The sequence below is a fragment of the Paraburkholderia sediminicola genome, assembly GCF_902859805.1.
In the GTDB taxonomy this organism is placed as follows: domain Bacteria; phylum Pseudomonadota; class Gammaproteobacteria; order Burkholderiales; family Burkholderiaceae; genus Paraburkholderia; species Paraburkholderia sediminicola.
Window position 1 is genome coordinate 46,667 of sequence record NZ_CADIKC010000013.1, and the last position, 24,153, is coordinate 70,819.

General features: G+C 62.8%; 18 protein-coding genes. 11 read left to right on the plus strand and 7 right to left on the minus strand.

Annotated features, from left to right (window positions below; translation table 11 throughout):
- Positions 1–15: 15 nt before the first annotated feature.
- Together lysA and lptM are read right to left on the minus strand one after the other, a co-directional pair.
- Positions 16–1,278: a diaminopimelate decarboxylase gene (gene lysA, locus R8871_RS32560; protein ID WP_175054091.1), complete on the minus strand. Its 1,263-nt coding sequence runs from the start codon at positions 1,276–1,278 to the stop codon at positions 16–18.
- A gap of 9 nt (positions 1,279–1,287) precedes the next feature.
- Complete coding sequence (gene lptM, locus R8871_RS32565; protein ID WP_175054092.1) at positions 1,288–1,632, minus strand: LPS translocon maturation chaperone LptM; 345 nt, start codon at positions 1,630–1,632, stop codon at positions 1,288–1,290.
- Positions 1,633–1,667: 35 nt separating this feature from the next.
- Here lptM and cyaY point away from each other — a divergent pair, with 35 nt between their 5' ends.
- Positions 1,668–1,985, plus strand: coding sequence for an iron donor protein CyaY (cyaY, locus tag R8871_RS32570; RefSeq protein ID WP_054036574.1), 318 nt, complete (start codon positions 1,668–1,670; stop codon positions 1,983–1,985).
- 197 nt (positions 1,986–2,182) lie between these two features.
- Here cyaY and R8871_RS32575 read toward each other — a convergent pair whose 3' ends face one another.
- A complete protein-coding gene (locus tag R8871_RS32575; protein WP_175054093.1) occupies positions 2,183–4,588 on the minus strand; it encodes a penicillin-binding protein 1A in 2,406 nt (801 codons plus the stop codon).
- A gap of 255 nt (positions 4,589–4,843) precedes the next feature.
- Here R8871_RS32575 and pilM point away from each other — a divergent pair, with 255 nt between their 5' ends.
- The 7 genes from pilM (at position 4,844) to R8871_RS32610 (ending at position 12,333) form a co-directional block, all read left to right on the plus strand.
- Complete coding sequence (gene pilM, locus R8871_RS32580; protein ID WP_175054094.1) at positions 4,844–5,836, plus strand: type IV pilus biogenesis protein PilM; 993 nt, start codon at positions 4,844–4,846, stop codon at positions 5,834–5,836.
- Positions 5,836–6,558, plus strand: coding sequence for a fimbrial assembly protein (locus R8871_RS32585; RefSeq protein ID WP_175054172.1), 723 nt, complete (start codon positions 5,836–5,838; stop codon positions 6,556–6,558). Before pilM ends, R8871_RS32585 begins: the two co-directional genes overlap by 1 nt.
- Positions 6,555–7,478, plus strand: a complete 924-nt coding sequence (locus R8871_RS32590) for a hypothetical protein (RefSeq protein ID WP_175054095.1) — start codon at positions 6,555–6,557, stop codon at positions 7,476–7,478. The genes R8871_RS32585 and R8871_RS32590 overlap by 4 nt, the downstream gene beginning before the upstream one ends.
- 212 nt (positions 7,479–7,690) lie before the next feature.
- A complete protein-coding gene (locus R8871_RS32595; RefSeq protein ID WP_175054096.1) occupies positions 7,691–9,307 on the plus strand; it encodes a type IV pilus secretin PilQ in 1,617 nt (538 codons plus the stop codon).
- Between the two features lie 107 nt (positions 9,308–9,414).
- Positions 9,415–9,966: a shikimate kinase gene (locus R8871_RS32600; protein ID WP_093643398.1), complete on the plus strand. Its 552-nt coding sequence runs from the start codon at positions 9,415–9,417 to the stop codon at positions 9,964–9,966.
- 8 nt (positions 9,967–9,974) lie between these two features.
- The gene (gene aroB, locus R8871_RS32605; protein ID WP_456095320.1) at positions 9,975–11,051 is read left to right on the plus strand and encodes a 3-dehydroquinate synthase; all 1,077 of its coding nucleotides are present in this window, start codon (positions 9,975–9,977) and stop codon (positions 11,049–11,051) included.
- A 79-nt stretch (positions 11,052–11,130) separates the two neighbouring features.
- Entirely contained in the window at positions 11,131–12,333 is a 1,203-nt protein-coding gene (locus tag R8871_RS32610) for a deoxyguanosinetriphosphate triphosphohydrolase (protein WP_175054098.1), read from the plus strand.
- 80 nt (positions 12,334–12,413) lie between these two features.
- Here the strand turns inward: R8871_RS32610 and R8871_RS32615 are convergent, their stop codons facing one another.
- Together R8871_RS32615 and R8871_RS32620 are read right to left on the minus strand one after the other, a co-directional pair.
- Positions 12,414–12,794, minus strand: a complete 381-nt coding sequence (locus R8871_RS32615) for a DUF883 family protein (RefSeq protein WP_175054099.1) — start codon at positions 12,792–12,794, stop codon at positions 12,414–12,416.
- 342 nt (positions 12,795–13,136) lie between these two features.
- Positions 13,137–13,862 (minus strand): OmpW/AlkL family protein, encoded by a 726-nt coding sequence (locus tag R8871_RS32620; protein WP_175054100.1) that lies wholly within the window; start codon positions 13,860–13,862, stop codon positions 13,137–13,139.
- A gap of 187 nt (positions 13,863–14,049) precedes the next feature.
- Between R8871_RS32620 and R8871_RS32625 the strand changes: the two genes are divergently transcribed.
- The 3 genes from R8871_RS32625 (at position 14,050) to R8871_RS32635 (ending at position 21,353) form a co-directional block, all read left to right on the plus strand.
- The gene (locus R8871_RS32625) at positions 14,050–14,757 is read left to right on the plus strand and encodes a transposase (RefSeq protein WP_054036587.1); all 708 of its coding nucleotides are present in this window, start codon (positions 14,050–14,052) and stop codon (positions 14,755–14,757) included.
- Positions 14,758–15,054: 297 nt separating this feature from the next.
- The gene (locus R8871_RS32630) at positions 15,055–19,758 is read left to right on the plus strand and encodes a glutamate synthase-related protein (RefSeq protein WP_175054101.1); all 4,704 of its coding nucleotides are present in this window, start codon (positions 15,055–15,057) and stop codon (positions 19,756–19,758) included.
- A gap of 125 nt (positions 19,759–19,883) precedes the next feature.
- Entirely contained in the window at positions 19,884–21,353 is a 1,470-nt protein-coding gene (locus tag R8871_RS32635) for a glutamate synthase subunit beta (RefSeq protein ID WP_175054102.1), read from the plus strand.
- Between the two features lie 129 nt (positions 21,354–21,482).
- On the opposite strand, the gene R8871_RS32640 is transcribed toward R8871_RS32635, so the two are convergent.
- Both R8871_RS32640 and R8871_RS32645 read right to left on the minus strand, forming a co-directional pair.
- Positions 21,483–22,748 (minus strand): D-amino acid dehydrogenase, encoded by a 1,266-nt coding sequence (locus tag R8871_RS32640; RefSeq protein WP_175054103.1) that lies wholly within the window; start codon positions 22,746–22,748, stop codon positions 21,483–21,485.
- 17 nt (positions 22,749–22,765) lie between these two features.
- A complete protein-coding gene (locus R8871_RS32645; protein ID WP_175054104.1) occupies positions 22,766–24,025 on the minus strand; it encodes an MFS transporter in 1,260 nt (419 codons plus the stop codon).
- Positions 24,026–24,153 lie beyond the last annotated feature (128 nt).

A 24,153-nucleotide genomic window follows, 5' to 3' on the forward strand; every position in this document is an offset into this window, starting at 1 on the left:
TCTAAGCTCTGACGTTTACGCCGGCAAGATCGTCTCGCCCGCAAACAGCTGCTTCACCTCTTCACGAGCGCGGACCACATACGCTTGTGTACCATCAACCATCACCTCGGCCGCGCGCGGACGGGTGTTGTAGTTCGAGCTCATCACAAAGCCATAGGCGCCAGCCGAGCGAATCGCCAGCAGATCGCCCGGTTCGACCGCCAGCAGACGCTCACGACCCAGCCAATCGCCGCTTTCGCAAACCGGGCCGACCACGTCGTACACGTGGGCGGGCACGTCGCGCTTAACGACAGCCTCGATCGCGTGATACGCCTCGTACATCGCAGGGCGCGCGAGATCGGTCATCGCCGCATCGACGATGGCGAAGTTCTTTTCCGCGCCAGGCTTCAGAAACTCGACGCGCGTGAGCAGTACACCGGCATTACCGACCAGCGAACGGCCCGGCTCGAAATACACTTCACGATGCCCATGACCGCACGCCTCGATGCGATCCAGCACGGTGCGTACGAAGTCGCCGATTTCCGGCGGCGTTTCGTCGTCGTACGTGATGCCGAGACCGCCACCTACGTCGATGTGGCGAATTTTCACGCCGTCCTGTTCGATCTGATCGACCAGTTCGAGAACCTTGTCGACTGCGTCCAGATAAGGCGCGACTTCAGTGATCTGCGAGCCGATATGGCAGTCGATGCCGACCACGTCGAGATGCGTCATCGCCGCGGCGGCGCGATACGTCGCGCGTGCATCTTCGAACGCGACGCCGAACTTGTTCGACTTCAGGCCGGTAGAAATATACGGATGCGTTTTCGCGTCGACGTCCGGATTCACGCGCAGCGAGACGGGAGCCTTTTTGCCCATTTCCGCGGCAACCGCATTCAGGCGGTCGAGCTCGGGAATCGATTCGACGTTGAAGCATTTGACGCCGGCCGCGAGCGCCTGACGCATCTCGTCCGCATGCTTGCCGACGCCGGAAAACACGGTGTTTTCCGCTTTGCCACCGGCGGCCAGCACGCGCGCCAGCTCACCGCCCGACACGATGTCGAAGCCCGCGCCAAGGCGCGCGAACACGTTCAGCACCGCGAGATTGCTATTGGCCTTGACGGCGACGTGCACAGTTGCACGGCGGCCGGCGCAAGCGCTTGCATAGGCATTCCACGCTTCGGTGAGCGCGGCGCGCGAATAGACGTACAGCGGCGTGCCGAACTGTTCGGCGAGTGAGGCGGCGGACACGCCCTCGGCGTGCAACACGCCGTCGACGTAGTCAAATGCGGATCGAGTCATGCGAAAGTCTTATTGAGCGGGAGTGGCGGCGGAGGCAGGTTGCGCAGGCGTAGCAGCCGATGCGGCGGACGCGGGCGGCGCGGCGAGTTCGCTTTCCGGCGACAACGAGAGCGGCGCGCCAGAAGTATCCGGCACCTCACCCATCGGGGAAGGAGTTGCTGTGCCGGATTTCACTGTATCCGGCGACGGCGGTTGCGTGCGATCGATCGGCTTGGCCGGTAGCGGCGGCACGGTTGGCAAATAGAGCGAACCGCGTTGCCCGCAGCCGGCAAGTGCACAACCTGCGAGAATGGCTAAACCCGCTACAATCGCGCGGCCGGGCGCCGCCGCGCGCATCCGAGATACGACTCGCATGACTGTCCCTGAATAAATAATCGATGGAGTTTAGCATGTCCGATAGTGATTACCTGACCCGCGCGGAAGCCGCGCTAGCCGCCATCGAACGCGCGCTCGACGACACGGAAGCCGACATCGAACTCGAGCGCAGTGGCAATGTCCTGACCCTGGAATTCGAGAACCGCACGAAGATCATTGTCAACCTGCAGCCGCCGATGAGCGAGATCTGGATCGCCGCGAAAGCGGGTGGTTTCCACTTCCGTTTCATCGACGGCGAATGGCGCGATACGCGCAGCGGCACGGAGTTTTTCGCCGCGCTGTCGGAGTACGCGACGCAGCAAGCCGGCGAGCCGGTTCACTTCGAAGCGTAAAGCGGTTGTTTCCGAGCGGGATTCCGGAAGGGCCGCTCGGGGGTATCGCTGAGACGGCCAAAGATTCAATCGCCGGATGGGTCGTTTGATCGACTGCTCAGGCGACTGCAGAAGCGACTGCCCAAAAGAAAACCGCCGCGCATCGAGCGCGGCGGTTTTTTTTCTGGCGGAAGTTGCCGCCTCTTTTTAACGCGTTTCTAGTGCCCCTTGAACAGATTCATGATGTCCTGTTTTTCTTGCTCGCCGACCTGCTCGGGCGCTGCGGCTGCCGCGGATGCGCCGCTCGCCTCGGCATCCAGCGCTGCCTGACTGATGCCGACCGTCGAGACGAAACCGTGGCCCGGCGTGAAGTCGTCGAAATACAGTTCTGAGCCGAGCTCGGTCACGCCGTCGGGCATCGGCATCTTGTAGTCCGGCACGCCCTTGAGCGCGCGCGCCATGTATTCGATCCACACCGGCAACGCGAGGCCGCCGCCTGTTTCCTTATCGCCGAGGCTGCGCGGGTTGTCGTAGCCAATCCACGCAATCGCCGTAAGCGTGTGCTGATAGCCGCCGAACCACGCATCGCGCGAGTCGTTGGTCGTGCCGGTCTTGCCGCCGAGGTCGGTACGTTTCAGCACGTTGCTCTTCGCGCCCGTGCCTCGTTGCGCGACGCTTTGCAGCAGGCTGTTCATCACATACGCATTGCGTGGTTCGATCGCGTGCGGTGCGCTCTGTTCGGCGACCAGCGGTTGCGCGTGCGCCACGACGATACCGCGCTGATCGGTGACTTCCGCGATCAGATACGGGTTGATGCGATAGCCGCCGTTAGCAAACACCGAGAACGCGCCGGCCATCTGCAAGGGCGTCACGAGTCCAGCGCCGAGCGCCATCGGCAGATAAGCCGGGTGACGATCCGCGTCGAAGCCGAAACGCGTGATGTATTGCTGGGCGTACTTGGTGCCGATGTGGTTCAGGATCCGAATCGATACGAGGTTCTTGGACTTCTGCAGCGCGGTGCGCATGGTCATCGGACCGTCGAAACCGCCACCGTAGTTCTTCGGCTCCCACGCTTGCCCGCCCGTCTCCGCAGCGCTGAAAAAGAGCGGTGCATCGTTGATCACCGTAGCCGGTCCGAGCCCCTTTTCGAGCGAGGCCGAATAGATAAACGGCTTGAAGCTCGAACCCGGTTGACGCCACGCCTGGGTCACGTGGTTGAACTTGTTCTTGTTGAAGTCGAAACCGCCGACCAGTGCACGAATCGCACCATCCTGCGGCACCACCGAAACGAATGCGCCTTCCACTTGCGGCAGCTGCGTGATCGACCAGTTGCCGTCATCATCCTTCACGACGCGAATGATCGCGCCGGGCCGCACGCGCTGATTCGGCTGCGCGCGCGCGCCGAGCGCGAACTGCGCGAAGCGCAGGCCGTCGCCCTGAATGGTCGCAACGTTGCCGTCGATGAAGGTGGCCAGCACCTGCTTCGGACTCGCCGCCGTGACCACCGCGGCGATGATTTCACCGTTGTCGGGATGTTCGAGCAGCGCGTCGTCGATGGCCTGTTCGCGGTCGTCCGCATCGGACGGCAAATCGATGAACGCTTCCGGCCCGCGATAGCCGTGGCGCCGTTCGTAGTCCATCAGACCTTTGCGCAGGGCCCGGTAAGCGACGTCCTGATCGGCTGAGTCGATGGTGGTCACGACGTTCAGGCCGCGCGTGTACGCCTCTTCGCGATACTGCGCGTACATCATCTGCCGCACCATTTCCGCGACGTATTCCGCGTGCACGCTGAATTCCTTGCCCGCGCCCTTGACGATCAGCGGCTGTCTGCTTGCCTGGTCGTACTGTTCCTGAGTGATGTAGTGCAGTTCGTACATGCGCTGCAGGATGTACTCCTGGCGGATCTTCGCGCGCTTCGGATTGACCACCGGGTTATACGCGGACGGCGCCTTCGGCAAACCTGCCAGCATGGCGGATTCCGCCAGGGTCAGGTCCTTCAGATCTTTACCGAAGTACACCCGTGCCGCGCTCGCGAAGCCATACGCGCGCTGACCGAGATAGATCTGATTCATGTACACCTCGAGAATCTGATCTTTCGTCAGCTTCGACTCGATCTTGTACGCGAGCAGCATCTCGTAGATCTTGCGCGTGTAGGTCTTTTCACTCGACAGGAAGAAGTTGCGCGCCACCTGCATGGTGATCGTGCTGGCGCCTTGTGTAGCGTGGCCATTGGTCAGTGCGACGAAGCCGGCTCGCGCAATGCCTGTCAGATCGACGCCGCCGTGATCGTAGAAGCGTGCGTCTTCGATTGCCAGCACGGCCTTCTTCAGGCTGTCGGGCACGTCCTGGATATGGACGATGTCGCGCCGCTCTTCACCGAATTCGCCGATCAGCACGTGGTCGGCCGTATAGATGCGCAATGGCACCTTCGGCCGGTAGTCGGTCAGCGCATCGAGCGACGGCAGGTTCGGCGTTGCTACCACCAGCGCATAACCGAGCACCAGCAGCACGCACAGGATGCCTGCGACGATCAGACCCACCAGCCCGATGATGAGCTTGAGCCACAGGGGGCGTTTGCGCTTCTGCGGCGCGGGCGGCGGAGACGTTGGAGACGTGGATTGCATATGGGCACCAAAAAACAGTCCCGCGATTATAGCCGCCTCGCTTTTCAGCTTTCGGCATGCTTACTGACAGTTCTTGACAAGTCTGCACGCCGCACGCGGGAATGACTTCACTGTAGACGCTTTGATGGCCGAGAGGGCGTGCGTTGCGCAACGTTAGCCATTCGGCTGAGTGTCGCGCGGCGGCGCGGCTGAGCACAATCCTCACTCGTTACTCGCGTTCGAATGGTTCGTCGCGTGAGTCTGAGGGAGGGCGTGATGACATTCAAAAGTTCGTGGCTTCAAGGTGTGCAACTCGGCGCGCAGCGTTTTGCTGCGGGAATCGATGTGAGTTCGCAGGCGGTGCGGCTGGTGGTGGTGAGTCAGCATTCGCGCGCACGCGCCGCGCTGCATATCGAACATGCGAGCACTGTGCCGCTCGGCGCAGGCGCAATGGTTGGCACGGAGATCGCCGACCGTCATGCGGTGGCGCGTGCGTTGCGCGACGCATTCGCGGGGCTGCCGCGCGCGTGCGCGCCGCATGCATTGCGCTGCGCGATGGCGCTGCCCGCCTCGGCCACGTTGACCACTAGCGTGCCGCTCACAAGGCTCGCCGCGCTCGCAGGTTGTGTGGGAGACGGCGGGCATGAACTAGCCGAACTCGAGCCGGCGGTGATGAGCGAAGTCGAGCGCATCGCAGGTCTCGAGCGCCACGCGTTGGCGGTCGACTGGTTCGTCGACGAAACGCATTCGCCAATCCGTTCGGTGACTATCGCCGCCACCGCACGCCAGCATCTCGAAGCGCGTATCGAATGCGCAGCAACCGCCGGCATCTCGCTCACTGCGATCGATGGCGAGCCGCATGCGGCTTTGCGCGCAATGCGCTACGCGGCGAGTCACGAACTCGATCCGCACGAGCCCTATGTCGCGCTCTGGATCGGCACGGACGGTGTGTACGGTTGGCGCATCGTCGACGACTGCCTCGTCGGCGAGATGCGCTACCCGGCACCCGAACACGCCGATCTTGCCGACGCGTTGCGTGATCTCGTCCACGGCCCCGTACTCGATTGTGCGTTGTTGAGCGGCGAGGTCGATCTGCTCGACAGCGTAGGTTTCTCGGTTGCGGATATCGCCGACGTGTTGGGCTGCACCGTGATGCCTTTCGAGTGCGCGGCGCTGGGAGGGCGCGCACGTGAACTGCACGATCCACTGTTGCACGAGCCCGCTGCCGCGGTCGCATTCGGACTCGCGTTGCGCGGAGTACTCGAATGATGCGCGGCCTGCAGCCCCGTTTGGATCCGGTGGGCCTGGACACGCGTGCTTCCACGCATGGCGTGCGCTTCGCACAGACGTGGCTCGGTGGCTTCAACCTGCTGCCGTACAGGCAACGCAACGCGCGACTCGCGCGTCGGCGGCGTCTGCTCGAATGGCTTGCCGCCGCGCTCGCCGGTTTTGCGGCCGTGTTCGCGTTAGTCGGATGGCAGGCATTCGAAAAGGCAAGGCTGGATGCGCGGCGCGCGTCGATCGAACAATCGCTTGTGCAACTGGCCATGCCGCTCGCGGAGCACGCCAGATTGCTGCGCGTGCAGGACGAACAACGCAAAGGGGTGGCGCGCGCGATGACCCTGTCCGAGCCGCTTACGCATTTGCGTGACCTGCTGGATGCATTGAGTTTTGAACCCGGTGATGGTGTGGTGTTGCAGCAGATGCGGCAGCGCGAGCATGAGACGGAGTTACTCGCGACATCGCGCGGACATATCGCATCGGCCGAGTGGCTCAAACGCTTGAGCGCGATCCGCGGCGTGAAGGACGCCGAGGTGAGCGATCTGCACCGCTCGGCGCCACGCAACAGTCCGGTGGCGGCTAGCGTGAGCGGCCCGATCGAGTTCGGAGCGCATCTGCGCTGGGGGGACCCGCCGAAGAAAACGGCCCATACGTCGGGCCTTGCCGCGCAACCCCACATGAAATCTGAACAATCAGGAGATACGAAATGAGTACGACTTTTGTCGGGTTCGGCGGCGCGGCAAGCGCGCGGCCCGCTTTTTCCCAGTGGATGAAACACGTTCGCGTGCCGCTCGCTGCCTGGAGTCGCCGGCGCCGTTGGGCGGTCGCGTTGCTGATCGCTGCGGTGGTGTTCGGACTTGGCGCGAATGGCTGGCTTGTGGCCGATCTCGGCGGGGTCGAGGCGAGCCGTACGGCATTGGAGGTGGCCGCGCGCCATCTCGCGGATGCGCACCGTGCGCTGGCGCGATTGCCTGCACTGCGTAGGGACGTTGCTGCCGTGTCGGGCGCACAGTTGCCTGCGTCATGGACCTCCGCGGACGACGTGCAGATCGTATCCGAACTCGCGGCGCAGAATAGCGTCTCGTTACTCTCGGTGGAACCGGGCGCCGCCAGCGGCTCAGGTGCCGAAAGCATGCGTCCTGTACAGCTCACCGCGCACACTGATTTCGTTCATCTGATGGCATTTCTGCGCGGTCTGCTGGATCTGCCGGTGCTGATCGTGCCCGTCGACGTGACGGTCAAGCGCGATGCCGATTCGTTAGCGGTAAAGGCCACGCTGCACATATTCAGCGCGCTGAAGCCGATGCCTTCAACGGCGACTGCGGACGTGTTTGCCGATGAAAGCCTCGATTCGGATGACGAAGAAAATATCGTGTTCTTCGACCCGTTCTCGCTTCCGCAGATGCTTGCGTCCGGTGAGCCGCTGCCTGATGCTTCGCAGCTACGCCTCGTCGGCTTGCTGCACGATCGCACACGCGGACTCGCCCTGCTCGATACGCCCGATGGCTCGACCACGGTCGTGTCCGGGCAGCAACTCGGTGCCGAGCGCGTCACGCGGCTCGACGCGTTTGGTATCACGCTGGCCAATGGCGGCGCGACACGCACGCTGGCACTGACGGAGACGTCCTGATGAGGCTGATGAAGCCGTTCGGTCTCGCGCAGTCGCGTGTTGGCGCTCGCGTGTGGTTTGGTTCTGGCATGTGTCGCGGCTTGTCTGGAAAGTCGGGTGGGAATTCAGTTCGCAACGTGGTTCGCGCCTCGGATCACAATCCGCTTCGCTGCCTACTTTGCAACCCGATTTGCAGCCTGATTCGCAACCCGATTCGCAGCCTGGTCGCAGGCATGACGATAAGCGTCGGCATCGCGCACGCTTCGACCCCACCGCTGCCGCCGCTGCCCGCATACATGCAGCTCGACGACGCCAGTGCGCCGCCCGATGCTCGATACGACATACCGCCCGACATACCGCCGCTACCGCGCGGTATCGCTGCCGAAGTACCCAACCCGTTCCGCGACAATTCCGCGGGCGACTTCGGCGTATCGCGAGCGGCGGCAACCGCTGACATCGGACGCGCTGACGACCTGGCCGACGACGCAGACGGTTCGAGGCCGCTACGGAGGCAATCTGCTGCGTCGGCGAGCAATGACGCCACTGGAACCTCGGGGCTCGAAGGGCCCCCGGTGCCGCTGCCTCCACTTGCACGCCTGAGCAGCGCACCGAAAACGCCCGACGACGCCAAACTCGCCGCCGACGACAAACCGATCTCGCTTAACTTCCAGCGCGCGGAACTCGGCGCGGTGCTCAACGCGTTCGCCCAGTTCACCGGCCTGAACATCGTCGCAAGCGAGAAAGTGCGCGGCGCCGTCTCACTACGACTCGACAAGGTTCCGTGGCGCACCGCGTTCGATACCTTGCTCGACGTCAACGGGCTCGCAATGGAGCGCCACGGCAACGTGATCTGGGTCGCGCCGATCGCGGAGCTGGCCGCGCGTGAACGGCAGCGTTTCGAAGCGCACGCGAGAGCCGCCGACCTTGAGCCGCTCGCGAGCCGCACGTTCGAGCTGCACTACGCGCGGGCCGAAGACGTGCGGCGCCTGCTGACCGGCGCCGCCAACCAGCGCGTGCTGTCCAAACGCGGAGCCGCGACGGCCGATCCGCGCACCAATTTGCTGTTCGTCACCGATCTCGAAGGACGCCTCGCGCAAATCACGGCGTTGCTTGCTTCTGTCGACCGGCCGACCCGTCAGGTGTTGATCGAAGCACGAATCGTTGAGGGCGAGCACGGTTTTTCGCGCAATCTCGGCGTGCGGCTTTCCATGGCGGCCGCCAACGCCGACGGCACCGCCCGAGGCCTGACGGGCGGCGCGGACGGCACCGTGTACGATCTGTCGGCGCGGCCGATTTCCGGTTTCGACGCCGCCACCGCCGGGCTGACCTTGTTCGCAGCCGGCGCCACGCGGCTCCTGAATATCGAGCTGAGCGCGCTGGAGGCCGAAGGGCGCGGTGAGATCGTCTCAAGCCCCCGGGTCGTGACGGCGGACCGGATGAAAGCGGTCGTGGAGCAGGGCACCGAGCTGCCCTATCAGGCGAAAGTGGGGCAGGGCGTGTCCGGCGTGCAGTTTCGGCGCGCCACGCTCAAACTGGAGGTCGAGCCGCAAATCATGCCGGACGGCAGAGTGGTGCTGGACCTCGACGTCGCCAAGGACAGCGTCGGCGAGCAGACCGACGCCGGGCCCGCGATCAACACCAAACACGTGCAAACGCGCGTCGAAGTCGAAGATGGTGGTACGGTGTCGATCGGCGGAATTTACGCGACCGACGACCGGGACGATGTGACGCGAGTGCCGGTCCTGGGCAAAATACCGGTTTTAGGCGCGCTTTTCCGCCATCGGGCCCATCGGGACCAGCGCAGTGAGCTGGCAGTTTTCATCACGCCGCGCGTCGTTCAGACAAATTAGGGGCACGCTGCCGCCGCTCTCCAGCGGCGGCCTGCAGGCTCGACAAGGCAGCCGCTTTGCCAGTAAGCTGCGGCACGAACCATACCGGATTAGCCAGAGGAACACCGTTGCAAGCGCGGGACGCACACGCCAATGTATTTTTTGTAGGGCTCATGGGGGCAGGCAAAACCACCGTGGGCCGGGCCATTGCGCGCCGTCTCGATCGCCCGTTCTTCGATTCCGACCATGAAATCGAGGCGCGTACGGGCGCGCGCATCCCGGTGATCTTCGAGCTGGAAGGCGAAGCGGGCTTTCGCGATCGCGAAGCGCACGTGATTTCCGACCTGACCGGGCGCGACAATATCGTGCTCGCCACAGGCGGGGGCGCGGTGCTACGGCCGGAAAACCGCGAAGCGCTGCAAAATCGGGGCGTGGTGATCTATTTGCGCGCCAATCCGCACGATCTGTGGCTGCGCACCCGGCGCGACAAGAATCGCCCGCTGTTGCAGACTGAAGATCCCAAAGCGCGCCTCGAGGCGCTATACGAAGTACGCGATCCGCTATACCGGGAATGCGCGCACTTCGTGATCGAAACTGGCCGGCCTTCGGTCAACGGACTCGTCAACATGGTTCTGATGCAGCTCGAGATGGCCGGCGTCGCCAAACATCCTGCGTCATAATGGACCGTATGATTACCGTCAATGTCGAACTGGGCGAGCGCGCCTACCCCATCCATATCGGTGCCGATCTGATCGGCCAGACCGCATTGTTCGCGCCGCATATCGCCGGCAGTTCGGTCACCATCGTCACGAACACCACGGTCGACCCGCTGTACGGCGATAAGCTGCGTGCCGCGTTGGCGCCGCTCGGCAAGCAGGTCTCCACGGTCGTTTTGCCCGACGGCGAAGCGTACAAGAACCTCGAAACCCTCAACCTGATTTTCGACGCGCTGCTGGGCTCGCGCGCCGACCGCAAGACCACGCTGATTGCCTTGGGTGGTGGCGTGATTGGCGACATGACGGGGTTTGCCGCGGCCTGCTACATGCGCGGCGTGCCGTTCATCCAGGTGCCGACTACCTTGCTGTCGCAGGTGGATTCGTCGGTGGGCGGCAAGACGGGTATCAACCACCCGCTCGGCAAGAACATGATTGGCGCGTTCTACCAGCCGCAGGCCGTGATCGCCGACATCGGCGCGCTGCGCACGCTGCCGGCGCGCGAACTGGCAGCAGGCGTCGCTGAAGTGATCAAGACCGGCGCGATTGCCGACGCCGGTTTCTTCAGCTGGATCGAAGCGAACGTCGAGGCGCTCAATCGCTGTGAGCCCGCAGCGCTGGCCGAGGCGGTCAAGCGCTCGTGCGAGATCAAGGCGTCGGTCGTAGCGCAGGACGAGCGTGAAGGCGGACTGCGCGCGATCCTTAATTTCGGCCACACCTTCGGCCACGCAATCGAAGCCGGGCTCGGCTACGGCGAATGGCTGCATGGCGAAGCGGTCGGCTGCGGGATGGTGATGGCGGCGGACCTGTCCGTGCGCATGGGCTATCTCGACGAAGCGGCGCGCAAGCGTCTGGTCAACGTGATCGTTGCCGCACATCTGCCCACCCGTGCGCCTGCGCTCGGCGAGTCGCGTTATGTCGACCTCATGCGGGTCGACAAGAAGGCTGAAGCCGGCGCGATCAAATTCATTCTGCTGAAGCGTTTCGGTGAGACGCTGATCACCCAGGCGCCTGACGCCGAGGTGCACGCCACGCTGGCCGCCGCCGTCTAGACCGACACTCGGCAGAGGCTTTGCAGCAAGGCAGCACGTACGAGCGTCACGAGGCGCCGCCCATGTTTCGGAGAATCCGGTGACTGACAGGCGCAGCGACGATGTAAAGCATGACCCGGCAGGTGCGCCAGTGAGCGGCGTGCCGTCGCAGGAAGCACTCGAAGCGCATCTCGCGCCGTATGCGGCGCGGTCTGCTCAATCGCGCGGCCGCCGCTATCCCGAAGCCGCGCCCAGCGCACGCACTGAATTCCAACGCGATCGCGACCGCATTGTCCATTCGACGGCGTTTCGCCGGCTCGAATACAAAACGCAGGTATTCGTGAATCACGAAGGCGATCTGTTTCGCACGCGACTCACCCATAGCCTGGAAGTCGCGCAGATCGCCCGCTCGGTGGCTCGCAACCTGCGTGTCAACGAAGACCTCGTTGAAGCCATTTCACTTGCGCACGATCTCGGGCATACGCCGTTCGGCCACGCGGGTCAGGACGCGCTGAACGAATGTATGCGCGAGCATGGCGGCTTCGAGCACAATCTGCAAAGCCTCGCGGTGGTCGACGATCTGGAGGAGCACTACGGCGCGTTCAACGGCCTGAATCTCTGCTTCGAAACGCGGGAGGGCATTCTCAAGCACTGTTCGCGTGAGAATGCGCGGCGCCTCGGCGCGCTCGGCGAGCGTTTTCTGGAGGGGCGGCAGCCTTCCATCGAAGCGCAGATCGCCAATGTCGCTGATGAGATCGCGTACAACAACCATGACGTCGACGACGGCTTGCGCTCCGGTCTGCTCACGGTGGAGCAGCTTGCCGAAGTGGAGCTATGGCAAACGCACTACGTGGCGGCGCGCGGCGACTTTCCGCAGATAGAAGGGCGCCGGCTGATTCACGAGACGGTGCGCCGCATCATCAATACGTTGATCGTCGACCTGATCGATACGACTTCGCTCAATCTCGCAAAGCACGCGCCGGCTTCGCTGGACGCTGTGCGCGCCGCACCGCCGCTGGTCGCGCATAGCGAAGCAATCGCCGCGCAGGCGGCGGCGCTCAAGCGGTTTCTGTTCAAAAACCTGTACCGGCACTATCGCGTGATGCGCATGGCCAATAAGGCGCGCCGCGTGGTGGCCGGTCTGTTCGATGCGTTCACCGAAGATTCGCGGCTGTTGCCACCCGGTTATCAATCGACTGACGCGTCGCAGCAACCACGCCTGATCGCCCATTACATTGCGGGCATGACCGATCGATACGCGGTGAAGGAGTATCAGCGGCTGTTCGTGATCGACGACAACTGAGCGGGTCTGCGCCGGCGGGCGTCGGCGCAAAAAGGCCGCCGCGATGGCGGCCCGTCGCGCCGCTCGTTACAACAACCCGCCTAGCGCAGCCGCGACGCGAACAGCGCACCCGCGATCAGCGCAACGCCGCCGACGATCGCAATCGTCTGCCAGGGGTTTTCGTGCACGTAGTCGTCGGCGTCGGCGATCGCCACTTCAGCGCGCTCGCGCATGGCTTCGCGGGTGTCGTTCAGGCGCTCGCGAGCGGTGTCGAGCTGCTTGCGCAGTTTGCTGCGCAGCGCCACTGCATCCGCCTGAGTGCCGTCCGCCAGAGTGGATTCGAGTTCTGACATCAGCGTGCGCAGTTCACCTGCGATATCTTCGGCCGCGTGGCGGCTATGGCGAGCGATACGCCGCGCACGGCGGCTGGTGGTGGTCCAGGATTCGCCGAGGGCGTCTCGCGTGTTCGGAAGTGTTGTCATGGTCGCTCCGTCGATGAGGATGAAAAAGGTCCCACGCTGGCAGAGAGACACACGTCGCCACGCGGGAAACACTTCGAGAGCGCAACTTCGGTGCCAAACCCAAAGTCCCTATGCACCGTGGCGCGGCGCTCCATTCCTCAGCAGATATTGCACGAGCCGGCCCGCTTGCTGGTCAAATTTACAAACGCGCACTCGCACCTGCCCCGCCGGACGATCGTGGCACACCGCGAACAGCCCTTCGACGCTCACCCAATGAAAAACGCCGTCATTGGATCATGACAGCGTTGTCCAAGCCGCGAAAATTCGACTACCCTAACTAAACGGCCCCAATTTCGAAACGCGTTAGAAACGGTAACCGATGTTGACGTAGGTAACGATCGGGTTCAGCTTGATCTTGGTTTGCGATTGCACATTCAGCGTGCCGACCGGCGTGTTTGCGGCGGTGCTCAGCTTGGCGGTCGTGCTGAGCGGCAGGTACGACACCGAGACGCCCGCGAACCAGTGCTGGTTGAACGCATAGGTGAAACCCGCATTAAACACCGGCTCCCACGAACTATCCGTACTGACGCTGGTCGGACCATGCAGTACGTTTGCCTCGAATACGCCATTGGTGATCTTTTCGTCGGTGAACCAGATGCGGCTTACACCAACGCCAAGATACGGGCGGAACGTGGCGGTCGGGGCGTTGAAGTAGTACTTGAACAGCAGAGTCGGGCTCCACTGTTTCGCCTGACCGAGCTTGCCGAATTGGGAGAGGCTGCCCGAGCCTTCAAGGTCGAACGAAGGCGGATAGCCGATCACGAATTCGGTGGCGATGTGATCGGTGATGAAGTAGCCAGCGGTGAAGCCAATAGTGTCGGCTGAACTCAGCGATGCGCCGGTGTTGGCTTCGGTGATATTGGTCGGGCTGCCGCCAATGCTTGTCACTTTCAACGGGTCGCTACTCGATTGAGGCGCAAGATGGAACCAGCCTGTCGTGACGTAAAAGCTTCCGGCCGATTGCGCGTGCGCTGCCGTTGTCATGCAGGCTAGCGCCGCGATCCCCGTTACGGCCTGTTTTAATTTCATATGTGCTCCTCCAAAAAAGGCCCGCTCATTATGACTACAACGTTTGAAACAAACCATACGCGGCGGTTAGAGCTTTCTCCCTAGGCTCCGCGCGGTTTCTGGCTTAGCCGCGCTGCGCCGAACCCCGGGCGCACGCGGTTCTTCGGACCTTCGGGTATGTACCAACGCGACTATTGGATACTCCAGCATGGCACGGCTTGCACGTCTCTATGTCCCTGACCAGCCGCAGCACGTCATCCTCCGTGGACTCGATCAGCAGCCCGCATTCGTCGACGACCAGGACTACGAGCTTTTCATCGACTGTTTAAAAGCGGCTTCACGCGACCATCACCTGTCCATCCACGCGTACGCGTTGATGCCTGGCTCCGTTCAACTGCTCGTTACGCCCACGGAGGAGTCGAGCCTGCCGAAGGCAATGCAGGCGGTGGGGCGCCGCTACGTGGCGCACTTCAACCGGCGATACGCGCGCCGCGGCACCCTGTGGGAGGGCCGCTACCGCGCCACGGTCATTGAAGGCGAGCGGTATTTCCTGCTGGCGAGCCGCGTGGTCGAGATGTCGCCGGTGCGCGCCGGGCTTGTAAGCGCGCCCGAGGACTACCGCTGGTCGAGCTACCGCCATCACATCGGCCTCACGCTCGACAGCCTGATCACCGACCACCCGTTGTACTGGTCGCTCGGCAACACGCCGTTCGAACGGCAACGTGCCTACCGTGAGCTGTGCGAGCAACCGCTCGACGAGCGTGAAGCCAGTCAGCTTCAGCAGGCCACCCTGAAAGGCTGGGTTCTGGGGAGCGACACCTACCGCGAATGGGCGGCGCGGGCCGCCAACCGGCGCGTTTCGCCGCTGCCGCGCGGGCGGCCGCGCAAGGTCCGCGAAACGCCGCAGACGCAATAAAGCGTTCCGCATCAAAGGGCTACACCCGAAACGGCATCTTCGCATGCCGTTTTCTTTTGCACCTTTTTGATATGGCACCAATAAAAAATAGCCGCAATGCACCAACTTGATAATTGGGGTTCGAACATCACGTTTTATTTGCTATTACGTTGATTCGTCGCGTATATTCCGAATTCCGGCACTTTTGGCACGCGTAGCATTCAAGCGTACTGAGTCGCCGACGCGGTTGCGGTCCGCACTGCGGCAATAGAAAAACGGTTTTAACGGCCTGTCCGGCCCCTCACAGACGGTGTCCCCATGAACGACCACCAGCAACCGACTCATCCGGTTCCCGCCGCGCAAGGTCTGTACGACCCGCAAAACGAACATGACGCCTGCGGCGTCGGCTTCGTCGCTCACATCAAGGGCAAGAAAAGCCACGAGATCATCGAGCAAGGCCTGAAGATTCTCGAGAACCTCGACCACCGGGGCGCCGTCGGCGCCGATCCGCTGATGGGCGACGGCGCGGGCATCCTGATCCAGATTCCGGACGGTTTCTATCGTGAGGAAATGGCCAAGCAGGGCGTCGTGCTGCCGCCGAACGGCGAGTACGGCGTCGGCATGGTCTTCCTGCCGAAGGAACATGCATCGCGTCTCGCCTGCGAACAGGAGCTGGAACGCACGGTGAAGGCCGAAGGCCAGGTCGTGCTGGGCTGGCGCGACGTGCCGGTCGACCACACCATGCCGATTTCGCCCACCGTCAAGGCGAGCGAGCCGCTGATCCGCCAGATCTTCATCGGCCGCGGCAAGGACATCATGGTGACCGACGCGCTCGAGCGGAAGCTGTACGTGATCCGCAAGACCGCGAGCCACCGCATCCAGGCGCTCAAGCTCAAGCACGGCAAGGAATACTTCGTGCCGTCGTGCTCGGCGCGCACGGTCGTCTACAAGGGGCTGCTGCTGGCGGGCCAGGTCGGCGTGTATTACCGCGACCTGCAGGACGAGCGCACGGTGTCGGCGCTGGCGCTGGTGCACCAGCGCTTCTCGACCAACACGTTCCCTGCGTGGGAACTGGCTCACCCGTACCGCATGATCGCCCACAACGGCGAAATCAACACGGTGAAGGGCAACGTCAACTGGCTGAACGCCCGCACCGGCGCGATCGCGTCGCACGTGCTCGGCGACGATCTGCCGAAGCTGTGGCCGCTGATCTACCCGGGCCAATCCGACACGGCATCGTTCGACAACTGTCTCGAACTGCTGGTGATGGCCGGCTACCCGCTCGTCCACGCCGTGATGATGATGATCCCGGAAGCGTGGGAACAGCACACGCTGATGGACGACAATCGCCGCGCGTTCTACGAATACCACGCCGCGATGATGGAGCCGTGGGACGGCCCCGCTGCGATCGCCTTCACCGACGGCCGTCAGATCGGCGCGACGCTCGACCGTAACGGTCTGCGTCCGGCGCGCTACATCGTTACTGACGACGACCTGGTCATCATGGCCTCGGAAGCGGGCACGCTGCCTATCCCCGAGTCGAAGATCGTCAAGAAGTGGCGTCTGCAGCCGGGCAAGATGTTCCTGATCGACATGGAGCACGGCCGCATCATCGACGACAAGGAACTGAAGGACAATCTCGCCAACGCCAAGCCGTACAAGAGCTGGATCGACGCCGTGCGTATCAAGCTCGACGAAATCGAGGCGAAGGCCGAAGACGTCGCGACGGAACGCCGCGAAGCCGCTGCTTTGCTGGATCGTCAGCAGGCGTTCGGCTACACGCAGGAAGACCTCAAGTTCCTGATGGCGCCGATGGCGCAAGCCGGCGAAGAAGCCGTCGGTTCGATGGGCAACGACTCGCCGCTGGCGGTCATGTCCAACAAGAACAAGACGCTCTATCACTACTTCAAGCAGCTGTTCGCGCAAGTCACGAACCCGCCGATCGACCCGATCCGTGAAAACATGGTGATGTCGCTGGTGTCGTTCGTCGGTCCGAAGCCGAACCTGCTGGACACGAACAACATCAACCCGCCGATGCGCCTCGAAGTGTCGCAGCCGGTGCTCGACTTCAAGGACATCGCGAAGATCCGCGCGATCGATCAGTACACCGGCGGCAAGTTCAGCTCGTACGAACTGAACATTTGCTACCCGGTAGCCTGGGGCAAGGAAGGCATCGAAGCGCGCCTGGCTTCGCTGTGCGCGGAAGCCGTCGATGCGGTCAAGTCCGGCTACAACATGCTGATCGTGTCGGACCGCAAGACCGACCGCGACAACGTCGCAATCCCGGCATTGCTGGCCACCGCCGCGATCCACACGCACCTCGTCCAGCACGGTCTGCGCACGAGCGCGGGCCTCGTCGTGGAAACCGGCTCGGCGCGCGAAACGCACCACTTCGCGTTGCTCGCGGGTTACGGCGCGGAAGCCGTGCACCCGTACCTCGCAATGGAAACGCTCGGCCAGCTCGCGGCCGGCCTGAAGGGCGACCTGTCGGCGGAAAAGGCGGTCTACAACTTCACCAAGGCAGTCGGCAAGGGCCTGATGAAGGTCATGTCGAAGATGGGCATTTCGACCTACATGTCGTACACCGGCGCGCAGATTTTCGAAGCGGTCGGTCTGTCTGAAGGCCTGGTGTCGAAGTACTTCAACGGCACCTCGTCGAAGGTCGGCGGTATCGGCCTGTTCGACGTCGCGGAAGAAGCGATCCGTCTGCATCGCGACGCGTTCGGCGACAACCCGGTGCTCGCGAACATGCTCGACGCGGGCGGCGAGTACGCCTATCGCGTGCGCGGCGAAGAACACATGTGGACGCCGGATGCGATCGCCAAGCTGCAACACTCGGCACGCAGCAACTCGTACCAGACGTACAAGGAATACGCGCATCTGATCAACGATCAGACGAAGCGCCACATGACGTTCCGCGGCCTGTTCGAATTCAAGTTTGATCCGACCAAGGCGATCCCGCTCGACGAAGTGGAATCGGCGAAAGATATCGTCAAGCGTTTCGCCACCGGCGCCATGTCGCTGGGCTCGATCTCGACCGAAGCCCATGCAACGCTGGCTGTGGCGATGAACCGCATCGGCGGCAAGTCGAACACCGGCGAAGGCGGCGAGGACGTGAATCGTTATCGCAACGAACTGCGCGGCATTCCGATCAAGAACGGCGACACCATGAAGTCGGTGATCGGCGACGAAGTGATCGTCGACATTCCGTTGAAGGACGGCGATTCGCTGCGCTCGAAGATCAAGCAGGTGGCGTCGGGCCGTTTCGGCGTGACGGCGGAATACCTCGCGTCGGCTGATCAGATCCAGATCAAGATGGCGCAAGGCGCGAAGCCGGGCGAAGGCGGTCAGTTGCCGGGCCACAAGGTGTCGGAATACATCGGCAAGCTGCGTTACTCGGTGCCGGGCGTCGGACTGATTTCGCCGCCGCCGCACCATGACATCTACTCGATCGAAGATCTGGCGCAGCTGATTCACGATCTGAAGAACGCCAACTCGGCGGCCAGCGTGTCGGTGAAGCTGGTATCGGAGTCGGGCGTCGGTACGGTTGCGGCCGGTGTCGCCAAGGCGAAGGCCGATCACGTCGTGATCGCCGGCCATGACGGCGGCACGGGCGCGTCGCCGCTGTCGTCGGTGAAGCATGCCGGTACGCCGTGGGAACTGGGTCTGGCGGAAACGCAGCAAACGCTGGTGCTGAACCAGCTGCGCGGCCGTATCCGCGTGCAGGCCGACGGTCAGATGAAGACCGGCCGCGACGTCGTGATCGGCGCGCTGCTCGGCGCGGACGAATTCGGTTTCGCGACGGCGCCGCTCGTCGTCGAAGGCTGCATCATGATGCGCAAGTGCCACCTGAACACCTGCCCGGTCGGCGTCGCGACGCAAGATCCGGTGCTGCGTGCGAAGTTCCAGGGCCAGCCGGAACACGTCGTCAACTTCTTCTTCTTCGTTGCGGAAGAAGCGCGCGAAATCATGGCGCAACTGGGCATCCGCAAGTTCGAGGACCTGATCGGTCACGCCGAACTGCTCGATATGAAGAAGGGCGTCGAACACTGGAAGGCGAAGGGTCTCGACTTCTCGCGCGTGTTCTATCAGCCGCAGGTTTCGGCTGAAGTCGCACGCAAGCACGTCGACGTGCAGGACCACGGTCTTGATCGCGCACTGGATCACGTGCTGATCGAGAAGGCGAAGGCCGCCATCGAGAAGGGCGAGCACGTCTCGTTCATTCAGCCGGTGCGCAACGTGAACCGTACGGTCGGCGCGATGCTGTCCGGCACGATCGCGAAGAAGTACGGCCACGACGGCCTGCCTGACGACACGATTCACATCCAGTTGAAGGGCACCGCAGGCCAGAGTTTCGGTGCGTTCCTCGCGAGAGGCGTGACGCTGGATCTGGTTGGCGACGGTAACGACTACGTAGGCAAGGGCCTCTCGGGCGGCCGCATCATCATCCGTCCGACCAACGATTTCCGCGGCAAGTCCGAAGAAAACATCATCTGCGGCAACACGGTGATGTACGGCGCGATCGAAGGCGAATCATTCTTCCGCGGCGTTGCGGGCGAGCGTTTCTGCGTGCGTAACTCGGGCGCGACGGCGGTTGTCGAAGGCACGGGCGACCACGGTTGCGAATACATGACGGGCGGCACGGTGATCGTGCTCGGCGAAACGGGCCGTAACTTCGCGGCCGGGATGTCGGGCGGTATCGCTTACGTGTATGACCCGGACAACACGTTCGCGGGCAAGTGCAACAAGTCGATGGTCGCGCTCGATCCGGTTCTCCAACAGGCGGAACAGGAACGCACGGTCGACAAGGGCTTGTGGCACAGCGGCACAACCGACGAAGCCCTGCTGAAGGGTCTCATCGAACGTCACTTCCAGTTCACGGGTTCGCCGCGTGCGAAAGCGTTGCTGGAAAACTGGGATGCGTCGCGCCGTCAGTTCGTGAAGGTGTTCCCGACCGAATACAAGCGCGCGCTGGGCGAAATGGCAGCGAAGAAGGCGAACAAGGAAGTCCTCGCCGCTTAACGCCTTCGCTGATCATCAGCACAGCAGACGTCACACTTAGCCGTACCCGCCGCTCGACTACTCGATCATTCGACGCGCGGCGGGTGTAGATCACCTCACCTGATACAGATAGAGAAGAGAACCACATGGGCAAGGCAACCGGTTTTCTCGAGTTCGAGCGCCGCCACGAGGCGTACGAAGCTCCGCTCACGCGTGTGAAGCACTACAAGGAATTCGTCGCGGCACTGACTGACGACGAAGCCAAGATTCAAGGCGCACGTTGCATGGACTGCGGCATCCCGTTCTGCAACAACGGCTGCCCGGTGAACAACATCATCCCGGACTTCAACGACCTGGTGTTCCATCAGGACTGGAAGACCGCGATCGAAGTGCTGCACTCCACGAACAACTTCCCCGAGTTCACGGGCCGCATCTGCCCGGCGCCGTGCGAAGCGGCGTGCACGCTCGGCATCAACGACGACGCGGTCGGCATCAAGTCGATCGAACACGCGATCATCGACAAAGCGTGGGCCGAAGGATGGGTCGCGCCGCTGCCGCCGAAGCACAAGACCGGCAAGAAGGTCGCGGTAGTCGGATCAGGCCCCGCCGGTTTGGCCGTCGCGCAGCAACTCGCGCGCGCGGGGCACGATGTCACTGTGTTCGAGAAGAACGACCGCATCGGTGGTTTGCTGCGTTATGGTATTCCTGACTTCAAGCTGGAGAAGTGGCTGATCGACCGCCGCATGCGCCAGATGGAAGCCGAAGGCGTGACGTTCCGCGCCAACGTGTTCATCGGTAAGGCGGATTCGCTGCCGGCATACATCGGCAACACCGCGAAGGAAACCATCACGCCGGCCGAGCTGAAAGAGCAGTTCGACGCGGTCGTGATCGCCGGCGGTTCGGAAACGCCGCGCGATCTGCCGGTGCCGGGCCGCGAGCTGGAAGGCATTCACTACGCGATGGAATTCCTGCCGCAGCAGAACAAGGTCAACGCCGGCGACAAGGTCGCGAACCAGTTGCTCGCCAAAGGCAAGCACGTGGTCGTGATCGGTGGCGGCGATACGGGTTCGGACTGCGTCGGTACGTCGAACCGTCATGGCGCGAAGAGCGTCACGCAATTCGAACTGCTGCCGCAACCGCCGGAAGAAGAGAACAAGCCGCTCGTGTGGCCGTACTGGCCGATCAAGCTGCGCACGTCGTCGTCGCATGACGAGGGCTGCTCGCGCGATTGGGCGGTGGCGACCAAGCGTCTCGAAGGCAAGAACGGCAAGGTCGAGAAGCTGATCGCCGCGCGCGTCGAATGGAAGGACGGCAAGATGCAGGAAGTGCCGAACTCGGAATTCGAAATGAAGGCCGATCTGGTGCTGCTGGCCATGGGCTTCACGCAACCGGTGTCGCCGGTGCTCGAAGCATTCGGTGTCGACAAGGACAACCGTGGCAACGTGCGTGCGTCGACTGAAGGCGACAAGGCGTATTACACGTCGGTGGACAAGGTCTTCACCGCGGGCGATATGCGCCGTGGCCAGTCACTGGTTGTGTGGGCGATCCGCGAAGGCCGTCAGTGCGCACGTTCGGTCGATGCGTTCCTGATGGGTCATTCCGAACTGCCGCGCTAACGTAACGTCTCCGGCTGGTTTCCGCGTCTTCAACGCGCAAACCAGCCACTACTTGCAGGATGTGGTGGAGACGACAAAGCGGTAAAAACAAAGCCGGGCACCTGAGAGGGTGACCCGGCTTTTTAATTGTTACTTCCGATAGCGCGCCAACGTCAGCCCTTCCAGATCGATCTCCGGCGTGCGCTGCGTAATCAGATCCGCGACCACGCGGCCTGAGCCCATCGACATTGCCCAGCCCGTCGAGCCGTGCCCGAGATTCAGCCACAGATTGTCCACACCAGATGGCCCGAGCAGCGGTGCGCCGTCGGGCGTCATTGGCCGGCGACCCACCCAAAAGTGTGCGGAGGTCGGATTGGCCGCATGCGGAAACCAGTCCTTGAGCACTTTCATCAGCGTCTGCAAGGCCTGCTCTCGCAAGGTCGTCTGGCGGTTGCCGAGCTCCGCGGTGCCGGCCACGCGCAGGTTGTTGCCAAAGCGCGTGATCGCCGTCTTCAGTGACTCGTCCATCAGTGCCGCATGCGGGGCTTTTTCATCGTCGGTGACCGGCAGCGTCGCCGAATAGCCTTTGACCGGGTAGAGCGGCACCTTCACACCGAGCGGCGCGAGCAGTGCCGCACTGTCGACGCCTAGCGCCACCACGACCGCATCCGCTTGCAATGTCTCGCTACCGCGTTCGCTCTCGACATGCACCGCGCGCACCGTGCCGCCTCGCACATCGAGCGAACTGACCCGCGTGTCGAAGCGAAACTGCACGCCGTTGCGCTCGCAGATCGCGCGCAACTCGCGGGTGAAGCGGGCGCAATCGCCGGCTTCGTCGTCGGGGAGATAGAGACCTGAGAGCGGCGTCTGACGTGCCCAGCGCAAACCCGGCTCGATCTCGACGCACTGCGCTGCACTGACTTCACGATGCGCGATGCCCGCGTCGCGCAGGACCGCCAACGCCGGTTGCGCGAGCTCGACGTCGTACTCGCTGCGGAACAATTGCAGATAGCCCTGGCTGCGGCCATAGTCGAACGGGTGACGGCCGCGGAATTCGTGCAGGCACTCGCGGCTGTAATAAGCGATGCGCTGCATGCGCTGCTTGTTGACGCGAAACCGTTCGAGGTCGCATTCACGCAGCCAGCGCGCGATCCAACGCCATTGAGCCGGATCCAGGGTGGGGCGGAAAATCAGCGGCGAGGCGGGCTCGAAGAGATACTTGAGAATCTTCGCCGGCATGCCGGGCGCAGCCCACGGTGTTACATAGCCCGGCGCGATCACGCCGGCATTGCCGAAGCTGGTGGAGAGCGCGACGTCCGGCTCGCGCTCGATCACGGTGACGTCGCAGCCTTGCTGGCGCAGATAAAACGCGGTGGCGACGCCAATGACGCCGCCGCCCAGAACAATCGTTTTCATGGTTGTGTACAGCGATTTCAGGCGGCAGGGCTGGTCGCGCCGAGCACTTTGCCCTTGGTTTCCGGCAGACACACCGCGGCGACAATCACCAGCAGATAGCCCGAACCGGCGACGATACCCATCGCCTTAACAAGCGTCATGGTTTGCGACAGTGTACCCACCAGGATCGGAAAGAACGAGCCGAGACCGCGGCCCAGGTTGTAGCAGAAGCCTTGGCCCGAGCCGCGGATCGCATTCGGATAGAGCTCCGACAAATACGCACCAACGCCCGCGAAAATTCCTTGCACGACGATACCGAGCGGGAAGCCGAGCGCGAGCATCATGCCGTCGGTGATCGGCAGCATTGTGTAGACCATGCCGAGCACGAACGAGCCGATCGCGAACAGCACGAACGACGCGCGCCGGCCGATCTTGTCGCACAGAATCGCCCCGACGATATAGCCGGTGAACGAGCCGACGATCAGCACGATCAGATAGCCGCTGGTATTGAAGACCGACAGATGGCGCACGGTTTTCAGATAGGTCGGCAGCCAGGTGGTGATCGCGTAGTAGCCGCCGAGCATGCCGGTGCACAGCACGCTGCCGAGCAGGGTGGTTTTGAGGTGAGGGACGGAGAAGATCTGGAGGAAGTGCGAGGTATCGAAACCGCTGTCGCGCGCGCGGCGTGTTTCGAGAAAGATGTCAGGATCGCTGACATTGCGGCGAATGTAGAAGATCCACAACGCCGGCAACAGGCCGATCCAGAAGCAGGCGCGCCATGCGACCTGTTCCGGCAGCAGCGCGAAGAACGCCCAATAGATGATGGCCGCCGCGGCCCAGCCCACGGACCAGCTGCTCTGCACGGTGCCGACAGCTTTCGCGCGATGTTGAGGTGAACGGATGGTTTCAGCCATCATGATCGTCACGACCGACCATTCGCCGCCGAAGCCGATGCCTTGCAGCGTGCGGGTGGTCAGCAACTGCCAGAACGAGTGGGTGAAGCCTGACAGGCAGGTGAAGATCGCAAAGGTGGCAATGGTCCACTGGAGCACACGGACGCGTCCGTAGCGGTCGGCCAGAATGCCGGCGAGCCAGCCGCCGATCGCCGACGAAATCAGCGAACTGGTCGCGATCATGCCGGCTTCGCTTTTGGTCATGCCCCACGTTGCGATCAGCGTCGGGATAAGGAATGAGTAGATCATGAAGTCGAACGCGTCGACTGCGTAGCCGCCGAAGCCAGCGTAGAGGGTGCGGCGTTCGCGCTGGGTCAGTTCGGTGAACCATTGGAGAGAGGGCATGTTTTTTTGTGTTCTCCAGGCGGTTTTTGCCTTCCGGCGGCTTGATCGGGGGTTTTTTGTATTCTAAGGGGATGAGGTGTTGTGCGGCCAGTTGTGGTCAAAAATGGCGATGGAGTAAGCAATTTCAT

What these genes read in the sequence shown, in the direction of transcription:
- lysA (WP_175054091.1), bottom strand. Translation starts at nt 1,278, where the DNA reads ATGACTCGATCCGCATTTGACTACGTCGACGGCGTGTTGCACGCCGAG.
- lptM (WP_175054092.1), bottom strand. Translation starts at nt 1,632, where the DNA reads ATGCGAGTCGTATCTCGGATGCGCGCGGCGGCGCCCGGCCGCGCGATT.
- cyaY (WP_054036574.1), top strand. Translation starts at nt 1,668, where the DNA reads ATGTCCGATAGTGATTACCTGACCCGCGCGGAAGCCGCGCTAGCCGCC.
- R8871_RS32575 (WP_175054093.1), bottom strand. Translation starts at nt 4,588, where the DNA reads ATGCAATCCACGTCTCCAACGTCTCCGCCGCCCGCGCCGCAGAAGCGC.
- pilM (WP_175054094.1), top strand. Translation starts at nt 4,844, where the DNA reads ATGACATTCAAAAGTTCGTGGCTTCAAGGTGTGCAACTCGGCGCGCAG.
- R8871_RS32585 (WP_175054172.1), top strand. Translation starts at nt 5,836, where the DNA reads ATGCGCGGCCTGCAGCCCCGTTTGGATCCGGTGGGCCTGGACACGCGT.
- R8871_RS32590 (WP_175054095.1), top strand. Translation starts at nt 6,555, where the DNA reads ATGAGTACGACTTTTGTCGGGTTCGGCGGCGCGGCAAGCGCGCGGCCC.
- R8871_RS32595 (WP_175054096.1), top strand. Translation starts at nt 7,691, where the DNA reads ATGACGATAAGCGTCGGCATCGCGCACGCTTCGACCCCACCGCTGCCG.
- aroB (WP_456095320.1), top strand. Translation starts at nt 9,975, where the DNA reads ATGATTACCGTCAATGTCGAACTGGGCGAGCGCGCCTACCCCATCCAT.
- R8871_RS32615 (WP_175054099.1), bottom strand. Translation starts at nt 12,794, where the DNA reads ATGACAACACTTCCGAACACGCGAGACGCCCTCGGCGAATCCTGGACC.
- R8871_RS32620 (WP_175054100.1), bottom strand. Translation starts at nt 13,862, where the DNA reads ATGAAATTAAAACAGGCCGTAACGGGGATCGCGGCGCTAGCCTGCATG.
- R8871_RS32625 (WP_054036587.1), top strand. Translation starts at nt 14,050, where the DNA reads ATGGCACGGCTTGCACGTCTCTATGTCCCTGACCAGCCGCAGCACGTC.
- R8871_RS32630 (WP_175054101.1), top strand. Translation starts at nt 15,055, where the DNA reads ATGAACGACCACCAGCAACCGACTCATCCGGTTCCCGCCGCGCAAGGT.
- R8871_RS32635 (WP_175054102.1), top strand. Translation starts at nt 19,884, where the DNA reads ATGGGCAAGGCAACCGGTTTTCTCGAGTTCGAGCGCCGCCACGAGGCG.
- R8871_RS32640 (WP_175054103.1), bottom strand. Translation starts at nt 22,748, where the DNA reads ATGAAAACGATTGTTCTGGGCGGCGGCGTCATTGGCGTCGCCACCGCG.
- R8871_RS32645 (WP_175054104.1), bottom strand. Translation starts at nt 24,025, where the DNA reads ATGCCCTCTCTCCAATGGTTCACCGAACTGACCCAGCGCGAACGCCGC.